This is a genomic window from Rhodococcus sp. ACS1 (assembly GCF_002300155.1).
Lineage (GTDB): Bacteria > Actinomycetota > Actinomycetes > Mycobacteriales > Mycobacteriaceae > Rhodococcus_F > Rhodococcus_F koreensis.
Window position 1 is genome coordinate 141,659 of sequence record NZ_NSDZ01000015.1, and the last position, 16,356, is coordinate 158,014.

Consider the following 16,356-nt stretch of genomic DNA (forward strand, 5'->3'; position numbering starts at 1 on the left):
AACGTGGCTGGATGCAGTGCGATTTACAAGGAGCCCAATGGACACCACCCTCGACCCGACCATCGCGAAAGAGAACTCCGCGACCGACCTTGATGCGCCGGCCTCGACAGCCCTTCGCCGCGCGAAGATTGTCTGCACACTCGGGCCCGCGACCGCAACCGATGACCGCATCCGAGAGCTCGTCGACAGCGGGATGGATGTCGCCCGCCTCAATTTCAGTCACGGGGACCACTCCGATCACGAGGCGAACTACCGTCGAGTGCGGTCGGCATCCGGGGACTCCGGCAAGGCAGTAGGGATTCTCGCGGACCTGCAGGGCCCGAAGATTCGGCTCGGCCGCTTCGCCGACGGCGCGACAATATGGGCGCCGGGCGAAGAGGTCCGTATCACCGTCGAAGAGTGCGTGGGCTCCCGTGACCGGGTATCGACGACCTACACGCAACTCGCCCAAGACGCACGCCCCGGAGATCGACTCCTCGTCGATGACGGCAAAGTGTCGCTGACCGTCACCGCCGTCGACCGCAATGACGTGGTGTGCCGAGTCGTCGAGGGCGGCCCGGTCTCGAACAACAAGGGCGTGTCCTTGCCCGGGATGAACGTGTCAGTCCCCGCCCTGTCGGACAAGGACATCGACGACCTCGAGTTCGCACTTCGATTGGGGGTGGACATGATCGCACTCTCGTTCGTGCGATCGCCCGCCGACATCGACCGGGTCCACGAGGTGATGGACCGCGTCGGACGCCGGGTTCCGGTCATCGCGAAGATCGAAAAGCCGGAAGCCGTAGACGCTCTCGAAGAGATTGTGATCGCATTCGACGCGATTATGGTCGCCCGAGGAGATCTCGGGGTCGAACTTCCCCTCGAACAAGTACCGCTCGTACAAAAGCGTGCCGTGCAGATCGCTCGGGAGAATGCCCGACCGGTCATCGTCGCCACGCAGATGCTCGAATCGATGATCGACAATGCCCGACCGACCCGAGCGGAAGCCTCGGATGTCGCGAACGCCGTGCTCGACGGTGCTGACGCGGTGATGCTCTCCGGAGAAACCTCAGTGGGCAGACATGCGATCGAGACGGTCCGCACGATGGCCCGGATACTCGATGCCGTCGAACGGCAGTCCACCCACGTCCCACCCTGACCCACGTCCCCCGAACCCACGGCGGAGTGATCTCCTTCGCCGCCCGAGACATCGGCGAACGATTGCACGCGAAAGCGCTCGTCGCATTCACACAGTCCGGCGACACCGTTCGGCGGCTGGCCCGCCTCCACACACACCTACCGTTGCTGGCGTTTACTCCTACGCCGCGGGTCCGCAATCAGTTGGCGCTGACATGGGGCACCGAAACCTTCGTCGTCGACCCAGTCGACTCCACCGACGAAATGGTCCGCCAAGTCGACCGCGCACTCCTCGCCTTGGATCGGTACCAACCAGGCGACCTCGTCGTCATCGTCGCCGGATCACCGCCCCATACCGTCGGTTCCACCAATCTCGTCCACGTTCACCGGATCGGTGAGGACGACTTCACCACAGCCCGCCGGCCCACCGACAGACACCGGCTCGAGCCAGTAAGGACAACACCGTGAGAATTTCTCTGACCGCAGGCGATCAAAACATCGCGAAAGATGTGTGGATCGCACCGAATGCCACCGTCGTCGGGACTGTGCGCATCAGACCACAAGTGAGCATCTGGTATGGCGCAGTGGTCCGCGGCGATGCGGAAAGCATCGAGATCGGGGAGCGGACAAACATCCAAGACGGTTGCGTTCTTCACGCCGATCCTGGATTTCCGCTTGTCATCGGTACAGGGGTATCCGTGGGCCACAACGCGATCCTGCACGGCTGCACAGTCGGAAATGACGTTCTGGTCGGAATGGGCGCCACCGTTATGAACGGGGCACGCGTGGGGGCCGGAAGCTTGATCGCAGCCAATGCCCTGATCCCCGAAGGTGCGGACATCCCACCCGGATCGCTTGTCGCCGGCATACCCGGAAAAGTCCGCCGCACTCTTACCGCCCACGAGGAGACCGCAATCCGCACGAACGCGGACATCTACGACCACGCTCGTGTGCGGCACGCGGCAGCCACAGAAGTTACAGACCTGGTTTGATCGGGACACCGCGAGACCACGGTCAGGTCGGTGCGGGGCAGTCGGGTCAGCAGCACGATCCGGTAGACGGTGCCGTCGTCGCCAAGCTTGCCAGTGCGCCGAGGGCATCGGTGACCGGCGCCCAGGCCGCGTCGACGGTCTGGGAGTGTGCCTGCGCCGACTGCTGCCCACTCCAGGACACGGCGGTAGCCCGGGAAGGAGCTGTAGGTTCCAACGTCCGGTGTCAGTCGTTCATGTCGGCGACCTGCTTTCCACCCATTTAGTCGGAACGGGCATCCCGGAATTTCGTCGGATTCCTCGGCGCCTGGGCAATAGCAGATCGGTCAGCCATCTCGTGACCTGTGGAAACGTGTCTTGTTAGGGCTTCCTACCGACACGAAACTTGGACAACCGACACGCCACCGACACGAAATCTGGAAACCGACACCGAAACGTGTGGAACCAACAGCAGGCTCTCCTTACCGCTGTTTCTGCGCCGCCCCGTGTCACTCATGGTTTGCGCGCACTGGGCCGCGATAATTTCAGTTATACGCAGTTATCCCCCGAAACTGCGTCGTCAGCGCGTTTTTGCTCTGCAACGTGTCGGTACGGCCAGTTACCCTGCGCCGACGACCCTCGAACAGGTGATCGTCCTCCGGCGTAACAGCCGATCTCGACAACCTGGCCGGCGCGCCCTCGCAGCTCGGAGAACGTGGCATCTCAGATCGCCGCGACGGTGCAGCGGTCCCGCGGACTAACGTCGCGCCTATTCCATCCCCAAAGTCCGCGCCTGGACCCGCGACCGCAGCGTCGACGCCCACACCCGCGGATGCTGCGCTTCTGAATCTGCGCGGAGTTGTCAGCGAGTCGCACCGACCTACTCCCGGCACGTACTGCCCGCGCACGTACTTGCCCTCGCGGGTCGGTGACGCTGCCCCTACGCTCCCCTGTCGCTTCACCCCCGGAGGGTGCTTCAGTGGTGCCTTTTCAAGGTGGTTCGGCCCTGCGTCGTCGCTGTCACCGGATCAGGTGATGCCGGTACCATCACGGCCGTGATGCGGATGATGATACGAACCAGGACCGGCGTTCATGGCTGACCTGCATGAGGCGCAGCCGGGTGCTGAGGCCCCGCCGGAGACGACGCTTGCCGAGTTGATCGCCCGCAGCGGAGCTTTGAAGAGTGAGTTGGTGGACTTCGTCCAGCACGCCCGTTTCGACCGGCAGTTGACTGCTCTGCTCCGGGACGCGGCCGGCACCGGCCCGCTCGACGAGGCCGTCCTCGTCCGCACCATCGATCACTTCGCCCTCGAGTACCGCCTTCGAGACGGCGGCACCGTGGTGGAACAGTTCGTAGCACTCCGCCGCCCACCCCTGACCGACGACGAGCGCGCGATGCTGCTGGGGTGGCGTGAGGTCGTCGAGGGCTACTTCGAGGTGCACCCGGCAGCCGACGACGACCTCGGCACCGTCGTCCTCCACAACCTCGTCGACGACCTGTACTACCCGGTGCACTCCAACACCGGCCCGGACGTGATCGCCGCACTGCAGCCCGGGATGTTCGTCTACTGCCGCATCGTGCCCGTCCACCCCGCCACCGGACACTGGCTGATCAGCGGCCACCTGCTCCCCTTCCCCTCTTCCTCCGGCCCGGTCCTCGCGCAGGCCGCGCAGGAAGTGCTCACCGCCGATCCGAGTCTGCTGCGCCGCAACCGCGACCTGTACCAGCGGGCCTGGCAGCTGCAGGCCGACGCCCGTGCCTCATTCCTCGACTTCTTCGGAACCGATCTGGTGATCCTGCCGCCCGCCGCGGCCCAGGCGCGGCTGATCGAGTACTACCGGCACCACCTCGCCCGGGCCGATGCCGCCACAACAGCCCACGACCCACCCAGCAGCCCGGCGGCGCCGCACGCGCTGACCGCCGAGCAGATGGGCCGACTGCCCGAGGACTACCTCGCCGCGGACAGCGTCGGTTTGATCTACGACGAGACCGAGGGCCTCAACTATTACCAGGATTTCGGCCGTCTGGACGCGATGTTCGCTGATCCCGCGCTGGCCGGCGACCACACCCACATCGCCCTTCTGCGCGCCTACCTCGACGACGACACGGTCTCCGCCCTGCCGCTCCGCAGACTGGCGCAACGCCATCCCGACGGCGTCGACCTCGTTTTCCGGACCCTGCTGCGAAGGCCCCGCTTCTGTTGGCACCGCGACGGTGAAGACCTCCTGCGCACCCGCAAGAAGGAATTCTTCCAACGAGAGACAGCGCCCAGCTTCACCGTCACCGGTCGACGCCTCGCCGAACTTCTCTACCCCCACGGCAATGAGGACGGCATCGTCATCCCTGGGTGTTGACGGCGAAGGCCCGCCGGATCTCGTGCCCGGCTTGCGGAGCGCTCACGCTTCACCGCCTGTTCGCCACTGACGGGAAGTAACCCATCCGCGACTACCGGATCCGGACGAATCCAGGACCGCCGGAGCGACCCTGGGCGAGACGTTCCGGCGCAATCTTTGAGTGCGCCAAATCTCGACGAGCCGCGCGTAGTGAAAACGGTGAACCACCAACTTAAAACACGTGCCGCCCGTGGCTGATCAGGTGCCCAGCCAGAGTCGTCGAAGAGCGACCGTGGTCATTCGCTGCGCCGGCGCCGGCCGCAGCGGTGCCGGCGCAGCGACGTCGAGATACGCGACCAGTGTCCGGAAGAACGCCGCGGTGTCCATCCCGAAATCCGCCCTGATGACCGCGGCCGGGCCGCCGCCGTGGGCGCACCACCGCAATGCGAAGGCCACCATCCGGCTCAGCTCGGTCACCTCCGTGGTGTCCGCGGTCACCGCCGTCCCTCGTGGTTCTGTGCACAGGCTGCCGCACAACAGGTCCGGACCCCGGGCTGGCGCGAACTCGGTTGCCCGGTGCCATCGTCACCATCGGCATCATCGGCACCGTCGGTGACGGCCACCGGGTCGAGGTGGGCCCTCCGGTGGGGCGGGCGGGGCTCGAACCCGCGACCAATGGATTATGAGTCCACGGCTCTAACCGACTGAGCTACCGCCCCTCACCGCACCACCGCCATCGCGGACGTGGCGATGTTACCGCCCACTCCGCTGACCGCCCCGCTCACGCCTCGGACAGTCGTCATACGCGGCCGAAGAGCTGCCGCACCCCACCGTCCTCATCGACCGCATACAGTGCCATCCCCAACAGATCGAGAATCCGTTGCGGTGCCCGCACCGCAGCGTCCACCGATCGCGGCTCGTCCCGCACGACCAGCGCGAACGACACCGACTGATCCGGTTCGCTCGGCATCCGCCGCACGAGCTGCCCGATGGCGGTATCGACGTCCAAACCCGGCGCGGCGGTCGCAGCCTTGACCTCGGCGTAGAGCCGGCGTCCGTCCTTCTCGGCAACAATGTCGACGACATCCTCATCGGTACGCACCGTCCAGCCCTGAGACGACAACCACCCCGCGAAGTCCCGGGCAACGCGCGCCTCCTCACCTCTCATACCGCCACGGTAAGCCCGAAAAACGTCAGTTCAAACCCCTTTTGTCGAGCGACACGGACCCCACGGTGCGCGATACGGCCGACGCGGGACACGTCACGACTCGAACCCGCCCCGAAGGGCGCCGTGCGGTGAGACCGACGTTCACGAGGCTCCCTCCCGGACCCAATCCGTGTCGATCACGTAATCACCTGGCTGCTAAAGCAATCCGTGTGCCGAACGCTTGACACTTCCCGCGGAGCCGACTGTGCAGGCGGAAGGCCGGGGACCGGGCCGTCCTGCACCTTTTCGGTTCGCTGGGTCGGCGGTCAGCACCGTGTCGGGGCGGGCTCACCCCGGAACCGTGCCGCGATGAACTCGTACGCATCCGGAAAACCCACCACCGCAGTGGTCATGTGCTCGGAGATCTCATAGGGCACGAACGTCAGCTTCGCACCGCCCGAGCAGTACCGGCGCGCCACCTCCGCCACCGAATCGAACGGAGTGAGCCCATCGAGCGTGCCGTGCCACATGTACACCGGCGCCCGTGGGCACCCTCTCGAAATATCGGATCTCCCGCAGCACCTGCAGCGCCGCCGAACTCGCCATCAGACTGGTCGATGCCGCCAGCTGCCCGGCGTTGCGGAACGCACCGTGGAACAGCAGGAACCGCCGGCACTCGTTGCTCATCCCTTCCCGCAACCACAGACCGGTCTCATTGAGCTGCGAGGACACCGGCAACCGATCCGGGTACTCCCGCTCGAGACCGATCGCCGCCGCGAAGGCGAGTCCGAAACCCGGATGCGGGTTGAAGCCCAGCCCCTCGGCCATCTGTTCGAGATCCGCCGGCACGCCGCCCCGCACCGCCGCCAGCTTCAGCTCCGGGGCATAGGTCGGCGCGAGCGCCGCTGCCCACGCGCTGGCCATTCCCCCACCCGAGTAGCCCGCCAAAGCGACGGGACTGTTCGCCAGGCCCAGTTCGGCTACCCGCTGCACCGCGCGGACACTGCCCAAGGTGATCATGCCGCCGAGCTTGGCCTCACCGTATGCACCGGTCGGGCCGAGGTGATCGGACACCGAGACCGCCCACCCCCGCTGCAGACCCAAGTACATCCCGGGTGATTCCTGCATCTCCAGGTTGAACATCGCCCGCGACGTGCAGGTTCCGAATCCCTCCCTACCGGCGCTCACCAGCCACGCCGCCGCGCCCGCCCTGGTGCCGTGGTGCCGCGACCCGCAGCCCCCGACACCGCAGCCATCAGAACTTCTCGGTGAGGATCATCTCCAGTACCCCTGTGCCCGCCGGGACCACGGTGCAGGGCGGCGGTGTCGCCGCCGGTGCGGGATCGAGCACACCCATCAACAGTTGCAGGGTGTACTCGTCGTATGGCATCCGGAAATGCCCGGACTGATTGGACGGGCAAAGGTCCCCGATCATCAGGTTCGTCGCCGACCCGTCGCGCAACGCGATATTGGTCGCCGGCTGAATGACCTCGTCGAGCCACGAACCGATCGTCGTGTACCGGGTTCCCCCGGCGGTGTCTCCCCCGCTGTTGAGGTCGTCGAGGAACGGCGAGCCCTGGGCCTGCTGCTCCAATGCGGGCGACACCAATTCCGGGGGGATTGCCCTGCGCGCCCACTGCATGCCGCCGGGCGTCTGCTCGAGGACCGGAACGAGACCGAACAGGGTGCCCCCGTAGGTTGGTGAGGCGAGACCGACCCACTGATCGACCATGGCTGCACCACCGAGCCGGTTGACGTAATAGCGGGCCACCGTCGCCCCTTGCGAGTAGCCGACGATATCGACCTCGGCAGCCGCGGTCGCGGCGCGGACCTCGGCCACGAACTGCGCCAGCTGACCGGCGCTGACCGTCATGTCCTCGGTCCCGTAGTTGTCGCCCCCGGGCGCACCCCCGTAATTCAGCGCGAACACGCAATACCCCGCCCCGGCCAGTCGCGGACCGAGCGCCGCCCAGTCCGAGTACGCATTCGAGTCCGTGCCATGCACCAACACCACCGGCCTCGGATGCACGGCGGTCGGGGTGCAGGTGAAATCGTTGACTCCAGGCGGAACCGATCCCGGGTGCTGCCGCGCATACCGTGCGGCATCGGGATGCGCGCTCTGGGCGGGACCGACCCGGTCCGGGACCTGCCACACCGAGCTCGCCCCGGGTAGATCCGGAACCTCCTCCTCCGCCGCCGCGACCGGTGCCCAAAGAATCCCTGCGGCCAGCCCGACGCCCACTGCCGCGGCCGCCCACCTCATCTGTCGATGTGCCCGCTAAGGCTTCCCCCACAAATCGACACACAGAGTGAGTCGGGAACCCTCGCCCACTCGAGGAGGTGCGGTCGCCATGACCACAGAACAGCTGGTCCGCAACCCCGTCGTCGCGGGCCGGGTCGCCGCCGATATCGCCAGCCAGTCGCCCCGAGACGTTGTCGCGGCAATGTTCTCGTTCGACCTCGACGACGGGAAGGTCGACCTCGACGCAGTCGAACGGATCCGAGAGCGCGATTTCGACGACTGGATTTCCGCCGCCGCCCGGTCCGGCCTCTTCTCCCGCGCGAGATCGAGGCCCTCGCCAGGTCATGGCACGCCGACCCCCGGTCGCTGTTCGAGGCGCTCATCACCGACGCCGACGACATGACCCGCAAGCGCTACGAGATCGCCTGGGACTCGCTCGACGAGGCCGACGCAATCGAATACGCCTGACGGTGCCCACCAACGGCGAAGCCACGACAGCCAACACACCCACCCACAATGAGCAACGAAAAACGTTGAGGTGAACAGCAAGGGAGGACGGCACCCGATGACGAACTCGACCGTTCCGGAGAAGTTGCTGCACGCCGTGCAGGACCGCACCACCGAGATGCGCCGATGGCTGGACTCCGGCAACAGCGAAACGCTGATGGCGCACCTCCACGACGAACCGGTCGACGCAGTGTGGCTGCGCACCTATCAGCGCCTGGGACGCGACCTCATGTCGGCCGTCGGAAACGCACAGGAGCAGTTGCCGCGACGACGATGAACGCCGAACAGGACAGTGCGCTCGAACGAGTACGGGCCACGCGCGCGGTCCTTCGAACCGTCACGCCCGCCGAGCACACAGCGGTTTTCGGCCTTGGGTCGACCTGACACCTGCCCCTTGGCAACGGCCAAGACCGGAAGTCCCGTTCGTCGATCCTTCGGGTGCGGCGACCACTGCTCGATCTCCGCCAGGGCGAGGGTGCCATGATCGTCGTAGTCGGCGAGCAGTGTGACGAAGTCCCGCTCCCGGCCCTCGCGGGGCGGGTCATCGGTGGGACCTCCGATGTCGGGGCGCCGACACCTTGCGCCTGATTTCCCACGTTCCTGAGGTGCCGGCCGCCGCCCTGAACGTCGTCGCCCGTCCGGCTCACCCCTGGGGCAGTCCTTGTCGACGAAGACCAGAAGCGGGCGGCAGGTCATCTTCTGCGAGACCGAAGGCCTCACAGGGGCCACGCCGAACACCATGCGACGAACCTCCACATCGGGTATGCATGTGCAGTGCGTCGTTCAATCCCATTCAGGACGGTTCACGACAGCCGTCCGGCCAGATGATCTCGGTACTCGAAGGGCAGGTGAATGGCCACCCAGAAGCGAGCGGAAATCACTCGTCGCGCATTGCTCCATGCCGCGGCCGAGGTGTTCACCCGCCGCGGCTACGCAGACACGAAGCTGAGCGAGATCCTCACCCAGGCCCTGGCCACCAAGGGGGCGCTGTACTTTCACTACGCCTCCAAGGAAGAACTCGCCCGCGCCGTCATCGAGGAGGGCACACACCGATTCACTCTCGTGTGCACCCCATATCTCGACTCCCCCACGCCGGCATTCGAGGCCATGATCGGCATCTCATTCGTCACGGTCGACGCCGCCCTCAACGACGCGGTGATGGGGGCAACATTCCGCCTCATCACCGAAATGGGCGACTACCGCAGTTCCGAGACGGACACCTTCGCGACCTGGATATCCACCTACCAACTCCTGGCCCGCCGAGCTATCGACGAGGGTGACCTGCGCGAGGACACCGATCCGGACGCAGTCGGTCAGCTCCTGGTGGAACTCTTCGCCGGAGCACGCCTCCTGGCCACCGACAACCCTGTCGCCCTGCCCACGCGTACCGCGAAGGCGTGGGACCTGCTCCTCCCGGTGCTGGTGACCACCCCGAAGGTCGACTACTTCCGACAATTCGTCACCCGGAGGCTGCCCACGGTGGGTCTGCCGTGAAGGTTGCCATGTCAGGAAGCTCCGTCTGTAGCTCGGCCGGACCGACACCGAACGCAGCCACGGACACCGCCGACCGGAGTTCTCACGCGGGGTCCGCACCACCGACGCGGGGGTTGGCGGCCGCGTTCGCGCCGAACCCGACTTCCTCACCACCACGGTCACCCGGATATTCCTGTGGCACAACACCGTCTATCAACCCAGCGCCGACGAGGAACAGGCGCAGGCGGCCCACACGGGCGTGCACCCCTCCGCCGCGGGGCCTGCTGCGATACACGAAATGGATTGGATGCGCCCCGACCAACCCGGTGACCGACCGCAGCGGCGTGACGTGTTCCCCAAGGTGACCGACGACAAGGAGTGGACCTTTCCCGCCCGCCGTCGTGGACTCCGACGCCATCCCCATACCCCAGCGCTGTCGCTCATCTCCTGCGCACCCGAATCGACCTGCACCCACTCGGTGCGGGACACCGAGAAGATTCTCGCCGACCGCGGACAGCCCAACCTGCGGCAGGGCACCGACCACAAATCGTCTCCCCCAGCCTGCGTGCTGCCCTGCGACTGGGAAACCTGTGACACCGGTGGCTCACTCGCAGTCAGACCAGACCCCAGCGGCGGGCCGGCACCGTCGACGCAGTCCCGCCCCCAGGGCTGTCGGTTCTGCATTCCGCCGAATCGATCCTGGAACCCGCACGATGTCAATGACATTCATCCAGAATTCCGGGCGTTGACCACGACGGCGCACTCCGGCCGGCACGTGGCCAACCGCTCGCTGTGATCCTGCACAACTTCCTCAATCACCGCACCCAGTAGGTCGAGGCGAATTGCGTCGCCGCGGTTTGTGACGACTCTTCCTCGGCAGCACAGTCGACTTCGATGTCTATTCGGTGCGCGTTAATCCACGTCCTATCTTCCGTGTCTGTCTCGGCCTCGGCCTCCGGACCGATGTCGTGTCACACACCGACGGTGCTGCTGTGGGGCACGGTCGAGAAGGTCTGGTCGACCGCGGGAATGTGGAGCGCTGCCGATCCGTTCCTGCGGGCCCTTGACCGCGCATGATCGGAAACATCGTGCCCGACCTTGCCATTGGCACTCGCCCTTCGGTGGGGCATGCCTGGTCGAGATCCCACCACTCCGGGCCATCCTGAAGCCTACGGGCAGGACGCCTTCGGTCCCGCCCTGCCCCCATGACCACCACCCGGGCCCGCCGCCGACACCCACAACACGATCACGACGATCGACACCGCCCACACTGCGGCCAGGAACACCGCCTGGCCCGTGGCCGGAAAACACGCGCCAACCAGAGCATATGGATATATAGAGCGTGTTGCCCAACGGTCACGGTGTTGTTTCGGCGTGCTGTCGTCGGCGCAGTTTCCGGGGTGAGCGAAGTGTAAGCGTCCCGACATCGCACGCCATCGAGCGGACATATTCCGTCTCTATGGTTCTGCGAATCTTCAACCTCAGGAGCTAAGCCGTGACAACGATATCTCAGCGACCCTCGAACTCATCCCATTCCCCCGTATCGGTCGGGCATCGGATCGACAAGTGGGACCCCGAGGACGAGGCCGCCTGGGAGGCGGGCGGGAAGAACATTGCCCGCCGCAACCTCCTCGGCTCCATTCTCGCCGAGCACATCGGGTTCTCGGTGTGGTCGGTGTGGTCGGTGATGGTGCTGTTCATGCCCACGGCGGTCTACCACATCGATGCAGCCGGAAAGTTCTTCCTCGTCGCCATACCCACCCTGGTCGGCGCCATACTTCGCCTGCCCTACACCTTCGCCACCACCACCTTCGGTGGCCGCAACTGGACCATCATCAGCGCACTGGCCCTGGCGGTGCCGATGACCCTGACCCTGTACTTCATCTCACGGCCCGAGACCTCCTACACCACGTTCATGATCGTCGCCGCATTCGCCGGACTCGGCGGCGGGAACTTCGCATCCTCGATGACCAACATCAACGCGTTCTACCCGCAACGACTCAAAGGCTGGGCCCTGGGCTTGAACGCGGGCGGCGGCAACATCGGCGTCCCGGCCATCCAGCTGATCGGCCTGCTCGTGATCGCCACCTGGGGCAACCGCAGCCCACAGATCGTCTGCGCGGTGTACCTGGTACTCATCGGCATCGCCGCCGTCATCGCCGCCCTCTACATGGACAACCTCACCGACCAGAAAACCGACGCACGATCCCTCATCGATGTACTCAAATTCCGCGACTCCTGGATCATCTCGTTCCTCTACATCGGCACATTCGGATCATTCATCGGATTCAGCTTCGCCTTCGGCCAGATCCTGCAACTGAACTTCCTCGCCGGACTCACCAACGGCGCTCCGGCGACCCCCGCCATGCAAGCCACCGCCGCCCTGCACGCCGCCCAGATCGCCTTCATCGGACCGCTCCTCGGGTCGCTGTCCCGCCCACTCGGCGGACGCCTCGCAGACAAGATCGGAGGAGGGCGGATCACCCTCTACAGCTTCGTGGCGATGATGGCAGCCGCCGGCATCCTCGTCGTCGCCGGCACCGTCGACGACGCCACCCCCGGGGCCGCGAACACCACCATCATGACCGCCTACGTAGTCGGATTCATCCTGCTGTTCGTCATCTCCGGAATCGGCAACGGATCCGTCTACAAAATGATCCCGGCCATCTTCGCGGCGAAAGCCGCAGCACGACACCCCCACGACGCACCCACCGCCGCTGTCTGGTCACGCACCATGTCCGGCGCACTGATCGGCATCGCCGGCGCCGTCGGCGCCCTCGGCGGAGTCGCCATCAACCTCGTCCTGCGCGCCTCCTACCTCGGGACACACAAGTCCGCCACCACAGCATTCTGGGTGTTCGCCGCGTTCTACATCCTCTGCGCCGCGATCACCTGGACCGTGTACCTCCGGCGACCGGCAGCCTCGACACCCACTCCGGCCGACACTCTCACGCCCGCTCTCTGAACAACAACGAACGGGAACGAACGGGAACGCACGGGAACGTCGACTCATCCACGGAACCCTCTTCAGCAGAACACCATCCCGGCCTTGGCTGTTGCACAGCCAGCCTGCGGGTCAAACACCCTCACGACGGCGATTCAGCGCCTTCGGCCGCGTCGACCGACGCTGCCGTCGCCCGCGGGACTCGTCCAGCACAGCAGGGACCGTTCGGTCCCTGGAACACACGAGAAGGAAATCCACGAGCATGAGAATGTCCAAACTGATGGCGGTCGCCGCCATGACCATCGCGTCGATGGGAATCGTCGCCGGCACCGCCCACGCGGAACCCGCACCGGCCCCTGCCCCGGCCGCCGGGGTCGGGTGGAACCTCACCCGCAACGGTGACCAGATCATCGTCGAGACGTCGGCCGGGTCACTGAGCAACGAGAACAACCACCTGATCGTCCGCGACGCCTCTGGAGCAACAGTCGAGTCGGTGCCACTGTCGCTCGCCGTCGACGGCTTCGCACACCCCGTCGCCGCACAGATCAACGGCCGCACCGCAACCCTGACCACCGACACCAACCCGGCCGCCGCAACACCGGTCACCCTGCCATTGCGGCAGGTCGACCTGCCCGCCGCAACCGCCGGAGTCAAGGACAACATCACCCTCACCGCAGCCGTCGGCGGCTTCCTCGGCGCGGCAACCGGTTTGGTCGGCGGCTGCCTCCTCGGAGCAGTGGCCGGGGCCGTGATCTCCGCACCCGCAGCACTACTGTTCGGCGCGGGCCCGTTGGCAGGATGCATCGGCGGCGCACTACTCGTCGGCGCGGGCGCCTCCCTCGCCGGCACCGCGATCGGCGGCCTCGGCGCCATGGCCGCCAACGCGGATCCGTTCATCACACTGCTGAACCAGCCGCCCGCCCCCAAGAAGTAACACCACTCCGACCCGCACCATGTGCGGCCCGCCCATCGTGGGCGGGCCGCACTCCCCCCTCTCCGAGGCTCCAGTGCAGCCACCGCGGCTCGGCCTCGGCACCGAACGCCTCATGGCCGTCCGACCGCCCACGCCAAATTCGCCGACTCCCCCCGCCGGCAGAAACGCAACCGCCTCCCGGAACTTCATCGCCCACCACGCCGGAGGGCACTGTCACGTTGATTGAAATATGTAGCAGTGCAGTTGGTTTCGGAGCTGATGTTATGGAACGCTGTCGGATTGTTCTCCTTCAGGCGGCAACGTCGGTCGCGGTGACCTCCCGCCAGACCGCGAAGCGGTCGGCCATCTCGGTACGCCATTCGGGCGCCGAGAGCCGGTGCCGGCCCGGCCGAAAATGCGGTGAGATTCCGCTGAACGCGGACAGGAACCGCTGCGCGTGCCCGGGTGATGTGAACCGTTTCATCGCCCGCTCGCGCTGCCGGGTCGGTTGGTGCGAGTTCTCTGATCGATTGTTCACATACTTCGAGCGGCGATGCTCGACCGAGCCCAGCAGCTCGCGGTGCGCCACCTGATAGCTGCCCAGCTTGTCGGTGACGATTACCCGCGGCACGTGCCGCAGGCCCTTGAGCAGATTGCGGAAAAACTTCCTGTCCGCCAACGCGTTTCGGCGCGACTGGACCAGCACATCGAGCACGTTGCCGTCCTGGTCGACCGCCCGCCATAGGTAGTGCTGAGTACCGTTGATACGGAGGAAGACCTCGTGAGGTGCCACTTGTCACCGGGCCGCGCCCGCCGTCGGCGCAGCTGATTGGCGTACGCCTGCCCGAACTTGGCGCACCACCGCCGGATCGTCTCATAACTGACCACGACACCGCGTTCGAGCATCATCTCCTCGACCTCACGGAAACTGAGCGGGAACCGGAAGTACAACCACACGCAGAACGGCCTGTTGCGCCAGTACTTCCCGAAGGGCACCGATCTGTCCAGGTGGTCCGCCGAGGACCTCGAAGCCGTCGTCCTGGCGATCAATAACCGGCCCCGCAAGATCCACGACTGGCGAACCCCCGCCGAGGTCTTCGCCGACCAGCTACGCTCACTGCAACAGCCAGGTGTTGCGACGACCGATTGAATCCGCCTTGCACGCCTCGCCGTCAGAAGCGCGTTCAGCGCCTGCGCCTCGGTGCGCGGGAACGCCCGCGCCGCTTTAGGGTCGCGAGGGTGGTCAGCAGCCGCAATGTCATACCCCGCACCCTCTCACCGCTCAGGCGCCGGCGGCCGGGAACCGAGCCGGGGTGGTCGCTACGCGCCGGATCCGGAATCGGAACCGATGTCGGTGTCGGCTGGGTGCCCGACCGTCGGCTGTCTCGGGCAGAAGCGTGCGCGCCTTCCATGAGACATGGTCCCGGATCGGGATCCTTGGGTTCGTGCGGTGATCGCAACACCACTGATCAAAGGGTGTTGTGCATGGCGAAATATTCTCATCGGATGGTTCCGGAGATCTTTCAAACGTTCTGGGCAGGGATGGCTGCGGGTGAGTTCATCACGGACGCGGCCGAGGCGGCCGGCTCGTATCGCAAACAGGGCGCTCGGTGGCTTGCGGCCTGCGGTGGGGTGCGTCCCCGGCGTGGCCGCAACCTCAAGGGCCGGTGTTTGACGTTCGCCGAACGGGAAGAGATCGCCATCGGCATCGCCGCAGGTCACACCCTTCGTGACATCGCGAAAGCCCTGAACCGGAGTCCCTCGACGATCTCGCGCGAGATTGCCCGCAACCGTGAAACCTCCGGGCGGTACCGAGCCAGATCGGCGCACGCAGCCGCCTACCACCGGGCGTCCCGGCCCAAACCGTCCAAGCTCGCAACCCATCCGCAGCTGCGCGAGACAGTGGAGAAATCCCTGACCGAGCGCCATTCACCCGAACAGATCGCGGGCCGCCTCCGACTCGATTTCCCCGACGATCCACAGATGCGGGTGAGCACCGAGACCATCTACCAATCGCTCTACCAACCCTCCCGCGGCGGACTCGAACACACCCTCACCCGATCGCTGCGGACCGGACGTGGACTGCGCCGACCCAGCCGCAAGGCCGGCCAGCGCAAGAACCGGATCCCCGACATGGCCAACATCGCCGACCGCCCCAAAGACGTGAAAGACCGTGCAGTACCGGGACATTGGGAGGGTGATCTCATTATAGGAAAACGGAATCTGAGCGCAATCGGCACACTCGTCGAACGTTCCACCGGCACCGTGATGCTCGTTCATCTGCCCGACGGATACAAGCCCGAGCACACCGCACCCGCGTTGACCGAACAGCTCGAGACGCTGCCCACGAACCTGCGCCGAACCTTGACGTGGGACCAGGGTTCGGAGATGCGGGACTGGAAGAGCGTCAGCGCGGCCACCGGGATCGACATCTACTTCTGTGATCCCCACGCGCCCTGGCAGCGCGGGACCAACGAGAACACGAACGGCGTACTCCGTCAGTACTTTCCCAAAGGCTCGGACCTGAGTGTGCACTCGAAAGCAGACCTGGAGTGGGTCTCACGGCAACTCAATGAGCGCCCCCGGAAACGGCTAGACTTTCGCACACCCATCGAAGAGATGGAACGACTGCTGTTGCGATGACCGCCAGAATCCGCCAATCCGCTTACGGGATTGAGCTGAGCGGCGCGGGTTCTCGCGTAAATGCCCGAT

Annotated in this window: 11 protein-coding genes, 1 tRNA gene and 5 pseudogenes; 11 read left to right on the plus strand and 6 right to left on the minus strand. The window is 65.8% G+C overall.

Features of this window, described 5'->3' with window-relative positions:
- Nucleotides 1-37: 37 nt before the first annotated feature.
- The 3 genes and pseudogenes from pyk to CJ179_RS49440 all read left to right on the plus strand — a co-directional run bounded on the left by pyk (nt 38) and on the right by CJ179_RS49440 (nt 4,439).
- Nucleotides 38-1,584 (plus strand): annotated as a pseudogene (gene pyk / locus CJ179_RS49430) (pyruvate kinase).
- A complete protein-coding gene (locus CJ179_RS49435; RefSeq protein ID WP_257014949.1) occupies nt 1,581-2,108 on the plus strand; it encodes a gamma carbonic anhydrase family protein in 528 nt (175 codons plus the stop codon). The pseudogene pyk and the gene CJ179_RS49435 overlap by 4 nt, the downstream one beginning before the upstream one ends.
- A gap of 1,068 nt (nt 2,109-3,176) precedes the next feature.
- Nucleotides 3,177-4,439, plus strand: a complete 1,263-nt coding sequence (locus CJ179_RS49440) for a hypothetical protein (RefSeq protein WP_095866373.1) — start codon at nt 3,177-3,179, stop codon at nt 4,437-4,439.
- A 237-nt stretch (nt 4,440-4,676) separates the two neighbouring features.
- Here the strand turns inward: CJ179_RS49440 and CJ179_RS49445 are convergent, their stop codons facing one another.
- The 5 genes and pseudogenes from CJ179_RS49445 to CJ179_RS49465 all read right to left on the minus strand — a co-directional run bounded on the left by CJ179_RS49445 (nt 4,677) and on the right by CJ179_RS49465 (nt 7,828).
- Entirely contained in the window at nt 4,677-4,916 is a 240-nt protein-coding gene (locus tag CJ179_RS49445; protein WP_257016412.1) for a hypothetical protein, read from the minus strand.
- A gap of 147 nt (nt 4,917-5,063) precedes the next feature.
- Nucleotides 5,064-5,137, minus strand: a tRNA-Ile gene (locus CJ179_RS49450).
- A gap of 80 nt (nt 5,138-5,217) precedes the next feature.
- Nucleotides 5,218-5,586 carry a hypothetical protein gene (locus tag CJ179_RS49455; RefSeq protein ID WP_095866374.1) on the minus strand — a complete coding sequence of 123 codons (369 nt, stop codon included), beginning with the start codon at nt 5,584-5,586 and terminating at the stop codon, nt 5,218-5,220.
- A gap of 305 nt (nt 5,587-5,891) precedes the next feature.
- A pseudogene (locus CJ179_RS49460) lies at nt 5,892-6,717 on the minus strand (lipase family protein); the annotation flags it as partial.
- Nucleotides 6,718-6,820: 103 nt separating this feature from the next.
- Nucleotides 6,821-7,828, minus strand: coding sequence for a triacylglycerol lipase (locus CJ179_RS49465; RefSeq protein WP_095866375.1), 1,008 nt, complete (start codon nt 7,826-7,828; stop codon nt 6,821-6,823).
- 88 nt (nt 7,829-7,916) lie between these two features.
- Between CJ179_RS49465 and CJ179_RS49470 the strand changes: the two are divergent.
- The 6 genes and pseudogenes from CJ179_RS49470 (at nt 7,917) to CJ179_RS49495 (ending at nt 13,665) form a co-directional block, all read left to right on the plus strand.
- Nucleotides 7,917-8,275 (plus strand): annotated as a pseudogene (locus CJ179_RS49470) (hypothetical protein).
- Between the two features lie 97 nt (nt 8,276-8,372).
- On the plus strand, nt 8,373-8,591 hold the full coding sequence (locus CJ179_RS49475) for a hypothetical protein (RefSeq protein WP_373560203.1): 219 nt from the start codon (nt 8,373-8,375) through the stop codon (nt 8,589-8,591).
- A 575-nt stretch (nt 8,592-9,166) separates the two neighbouring features.
- Nucleotides 9,167-9,808: a ScbR family autoregulator-binding transcription factor gene (locus CJ179_RS49480; protein WP_095866377.1), complete on the plus strand. Its 642-nt coding sequence runs from the start codon at nt 9,167-9,169 to the stop codon at nt 9,806-9,808.
- A 277-nt stretch (nt 9,809-10,085) separates the two neighbouring features.
- On the plus strand, nt 10,086-10,583 hold the full coding sequence (locus CJ179_RS49485; RefSeq protein WP_095866378.1) for a hypothetical protein: 498 nt from the start codon (nt 10,086-10,088) through the stop codon (nt 10,581-10,583).
- Between the two features lie 708 nt (nt 10,584-11,291).
- Nucleotides 11,292-12,752, plus strand: coding sequence for a nitrate/nitrite transporter (locus CJ179_RS49490; protein ID WP_373560205.1), 1,461 nt, complete (start codon nt 11,292-11,294; stop codon nt 12,750-12,752).
- Nucleotides 12,753-12,993: 241 nt separating this feature from the next.
- On the plus strand, nt 12,994-13,665 hold the full coding sequence (locus tag CJ179_RS49495; protein WP_095866380.1) for a hypothetical protein: 672 nt from the start codon (nt 12,994-12,996) through the stop codon (nt 13,663-13,665).
- 289 nt (nt 13,666-13,954) lie between these two features.
- On the opposite strand, the pseudogene CJ179_RS49500 reads toward CJ179_RS49495, so the two are convergent.
- A pseudogene (locus tag CJ179_RS49500) lies at nt 13,955-14,652 on the minus strand (IS6 family transposase).
- Here CJ179_RS49500 and CJ179_RS49505 point away from each other — a divergent pair.
- Both CJ179_RS49505 and CJ179_RS49510 read left to right on the plus strand, forming a co-directional pair.
- Nucleotides 14,600-14,794: pseudogene (locus CJ179_RS49505) on the plus strand (transposase); the annotation flags it as partial. The pseudogenes CJ179_RS49500 and CJ179_RS49505 sit on opposite strands and share 53 nt — an antisense overlap.
- 335 nt (nt 14,795-15,129) lie before the next feature.
- Nucleotides 15,130-16,287, plus strand: a complete 1,158-nt coding sequence (locus CJ179_RS49510; protein WP_257016415.1) for an IS30 family transposase — start codon at nt 15,130-15,132, stop codon at nt 16,285-16,287.
- Nucleotides 16,288-16,356 lie beyond the last annotated feature (69 nt).

What these genes read in the sequence shown, in the direction of transcription:
- CJ179_RS49440 (WP_095866373.1), top strand. Translation starts at nt 3,177, where the DNA reads ATGGCTGACCTGCATGAGGCGCAGCCGGGTGCTGAGGCCCCGCCGGAG.
- CJ179_RS49485 (WP_095866378.1), top strand. Translation starts at nt 10,086, where the DNA reads ATGGATTGGATGCGCCCCGACCAACCCGGTGACCGACCGCAGCGGCGT.
- CJ179_RS49480 (WP_095866377.1), top strand. Translation starts at nt 9,167, where the DNA reads ATGGCCACCCAGAAGCGAGCGGAAATCACTCGTCGCGCATTGCTCCAT.
- CJ179_RS49475 (WP_373560203.1), top strand. Translation starts at nt 8,373, where the DNA reads ATGACGAACTCGACCGTTCCGGAGAAGTTGCTGCACGCCGTGCAGGAC.
- CJ179_RS49495 (WP_095866380.1), top strand. Translation starts at nt 12,994, where the DNA reads ATGAGAATGTCCAAACTGATGGCGGTCGCCGCCATGACCATCGCGTCG.
- CJ179_RS49455 (WP_095866374.1), bottom strand. Translation starts at nt 5,586, where the DNA reads ATGAGAGGTGAGGAGGCGCGCGTTGCCCGGGACTTCGCGGGGTGGTTG.
- CJ179_RS49465 (WP_095866375.1), bottom strand. Translation starts at nt 7,828, where the DNA reads ATGAGGTGGGCGGCCGCGGCAGTGGGCGTCGGGCTGGCCGCAGGGATT.
- CJ179_RS49510 (WP_257016415.1), top strand. Translation starts at nt 15,130, where the DNA reads ATGGCGAAATATTCTCATCGGATGGTTCCGGAGATCTTTCAAACGTTC.